This window comes from Marinilabilia sp., assembly GCF_016278715.1.
Lineage (GTDB): Bacteria > Bacteroidota > Bacteroidia > Bacteroidales > Marinilabiliaceae > Marinilabilia.
Genome location: NZ_JADQBH010000011.1, coordinates 1 through 3,193, shown reverse-complemented (window position 1 = coordinate 3,193; position 3,193 = coordinate 1). Strand labels below are relative to the sequence as shown.

Here is a 3,193-nt window from a genome sequence, read left to right as displayed (position 1 = left end):
CAAGTCAGCGCATACCTTTCCCATTTGCACTACAGAAGTGCATTCATCTTTGGAAAACTCTCCAGTAGCAAGAGTTCTCCGCCACACTTGCGGCATTGCAGCACCGAACGCTCTCCAAAGCGCAACGCCAGCACCTGGCTCCGGGACAACCCAGGCCTCGTAACATGAGCCACCAGCAATTGCTTTCTGATTTTTTTAATTGCTTCCCCTTTATTGCGATTACTCAAAAAGCCCAGGTGGCGAATGCGTCGAAAGTGAGGCGGCACAATATGCTCCTGGAAGCGTTCCAGAAACTCCACGCCGGTAAGCCTTATTGTTTCCTTTCGATAGCCTGCCTTGCGGTTAAGCCAGCTAAGGGTTACATGGGTACTGGTCACTTTCAGGATACGGTGATTAGAAATGGCCACCCGGTGACTATACCTTCCCAGGTATTCAACCACGCTTTCCGGACTGCCAAAAGCCTGCTTGGCATAGACCACCCAAGGCTCCTTTATCAGGTCGCGGGGAACATGGACCGATGGAGAAATACAATTTCTTGAGGATAATACTTATAAAAAAATTTTGCGCAGCGTTTACCTACAAGAAATGGTCTGTTAAAAACAAAAGGCTTGCACAAACTCTTATGAAAATGGGGTTAGACTCCGCAGGGGCTGGAAGCCATAAAGCGCGCCAATAAAAACGGATCGTTATTGACGTAAAACAAATATAGTCAGGGCTTCATGAAAGAAGATCAATTCTTATCGGGAGTATCCAGACTTTACGAGGAAAGGGACTCCTTAACAGTAAATCTTCACTCAATAATTTAAATTATGAATAAAAAAGACGCAACCATTTTATGATGATTTACATCTAAGAAACAGATATAATATCAACAATACAACAATGAGGGGACTGTTTTGTAATTTACGGATTTATCTTTTCAATCCGCTCCCCGTCAGGGCAAACTTGTCCTTTTTTAATTTAAACGGAGTACGAAACCCAAAATTTGATTTTCTGATGCATTTTGCCTTAACTATCACCAATTCTGATGAAACATGGATACTGCTATCATCGAAGAAATCCGGGAGGAGCTTCGGCACCAGATTAATGAAAACACACGGGCATCGAGTCGGCGCTTTTTCAAAGAAAAAATTTATTCTTACGGAGTTAGAGTTCCGGCTGTCAATAAGATAAGTAAGAAATTCTTTAAACGAATCGCGTCTGCCACAAAAACGGATACATTTGACCTTTGTGAGCGACTGTGGCAATCAGGCTACCTGGAAGAATCATTTATCGCATGTAATTGGTCCTATTATATTCGTACAAGATATAAACCTGAAGACTTCGAAATATTCGAAACAGACCCGATTGCTTACATGAATTCCATCAAAAAACTACTACCGCTGTCAGTAACAAAAATTCTGCCTGCACATCACGACTTAAATATTCCAGTTTCGATTATTGAGGATATAGACAAGGCATTTTCTGATTTGTACGAGAAAGGGGTATTGAAACACGGAACCGGAACGTTTATCTATAAAAACTTTGGTATAAAACTTTAAAGCCCCAAAAAACAGCTATCAACTCAAGCACAACATCATGGACAAACACAAAACCACAGAAACAATTATTGCATTGGAGACTGAAGCACTCCATGCATGGCACAAAGGAAATCCATCTCCTTTTCTGGAACTTTATGCAAAGGACTTCACTTATTTTGACCCGGCTATGGAATTACGGCTCGACGGTCTGGAGCAGATAAAAGAGTTGTATGAAAGCATGCGTGGAAAGATAAAAATGGATAATTTCGAAATAGTAAATCCCCGGGTACAAGTAGCCGATTCAATGGCAGTACTGACCTATAATCTGCATTCATACGCTGGCAAGTCTGTCTGGAAAGAGAACTGTACAGAAGTATACCGACTTGAAGAAAACAACAAGTGGAAAATCATTCACAGCCATTGGTCGTTAACCAAACCCGCTACAGATTAGTTGAAAAATCATATACTTAAACCTTAAAAACGAAACAAAATGGGAGGAGTAATTTTTGACCTGAACGGCACCCTGTTCTGGGATTCAAAATACCAGGAAATTTCCTGGGACAAATATCTGCCAACACATAATATAAGCCTTACAATGCCAGAAAAGAAAGAATACATTCATGGCAGAAACAGCAAGGACACCTTTGAATTTTTGTTTAAGCGCAAACTCGATGATTGGGAAATTGAAAAGTATAGTGAAGAGAAGGAGGTTTTTTACAGACGTGAATGCCTTAAGCATGAGATGAAAATTGCTCCCGGGGCTGAAGCATTCCTGAAACATCTTAAAAATCTAAGGATTCCTATGGCAATAGCAACAGCATCAGGAAAATCAAACATTGACTTTTTTATCGAAAAATTAAATTTGCTTCATTATTTTAATGAAGAGAACATTATATATAATGACGGAAAAATTAAAGGAAAACCTCATCCTGATTTATTCGAAAAGGCTTTGTTCACCTTGGGTGTTGAAAAATCTAAATCTGTTATTTTTGAAGATTCTTTTTCCGGAATTCAGGCTGCAATGAATACCAATGTTCCAAATATTATAATTGTTAACTCCACAAAAGAAGACTATTCAAAATATAGTTTTCCTGTAATTGAGCATTTCGACCAGGTGAATAGAGATGCCATAACATACAAGGTAATGCATAGCCATGAGCCTTGTTAAGTTTGATACCCCTTCAAAAAAGCAGGAACTGTATGCAAAACATCTTTAATTCATGTCTTTTGTTGTTTTAACTATATTTTTTCAAGCAAATTTATCGAATAGATCACCTTTTATCATAAAAAATGAAAAGAAAACTACTTTTAACCGGAAACATTATCGGCGCCATTTTGGTCATCTCATTTTTTTTCTCTGCCAGATTCATTTTCAGCAGTATTCTTCAGGATATTTCCAACTCATCGGGCACGGGCATTATTGGAGGCAGTGATGGCCCAACAGCAGTCTTTTTGTCGGGCCCCACCAACCTCAATATTGGTATTTTGTTTCTTCTTCCGACCCTGTTTGTTGGCATGCTACTGATTCTTAACATCGTTTATTTGGTTCGGAATCGATAACCCCTTGTTTGCTGGAGCGGCTTGCCCAAAAAAGTCAAAACCATTATTGTTCCGCATTCACAGTGGATATTTGATGCACCAAAGACAAACAAAACGGTAGGTCCATTGACAGA

Annotated in this window: 5 protein-coding genes; 4 read left to right on the top strand and 1 reads right to left on the bottom strand. The window is 39.5% G+C overall.

The features are described 5' to 3' along the window. Positions 1-29: 29 nt before the first annotated feature. The gene (locus QZZ43_RS00690) at positions 30-527 is read right to left on the bottom strand and encodes a transposase (protein WP_291854981.1); all 498 of its coding nucleotides are present in this window, start codon (positions 525-527) and stop codon (positions 30-32) included. A gap of 507 nt (positions 528-1,034) precedes the next feature. Between QZZ43_RS00690 and QZZ43_RS00685 the strand changes: the two genes are divergently transcribed. The 4 genes from QZZ43_RS00685 (at position 1,035) to QZZ43_RS00670 (ending at position 3,080) form a co-directional block, all read left to right on the top strand. Continuing rightward, positions 1,035-1,541 (top strand): DNA alkylation repair protein, encoded by a 507-nt coding sequence (locus QZZ43_RS00685; protein ID WP_291854978.1) that lies wholly within the window; start codon positions 1,035-1,037, stop codon positions 1,539-1,541. Positions 1,542-1,578: 37 nt separating this feature from the next. After that, entirely contained in the window at positions 1,579-1,971 is a 393-nt protein-coding gene (locus QZZ43_RS00680) for a nuclear transport factor 2 family protein (protein ID WP_291854975.1), read from the top strand. Positions 1,972-2,010: 39 nt separating this feature from the next. Then, positions 2,011-2,688 carry an HAD family phosphatase gene (locus QZZ43_RS00675; RefSeq protein ID WP_291854972.1) on the top strand — a complete coding sequence of 226 codons (678 nt, stop codon included), beginning with the start codon at positions 2,011-2,013 and terminating at the stop codon, positions 2,686-2,688. A 122-nt stretch (positions 2,689-2,810) separates the two neighbouring features. Further along, positions 2,811-3,080 (top strand): hypothetical protein, encoded by a 270-nt coding sequence (locus tag QZZ43_RS00670; RefSeq protein WP_291854969.1) that lies wholly within the window; start codon positions 2,811-2,813, stop codon positions 3,078-3,080. Positions 3,081-3,193 lie beyond the last annotated feature (113 nt).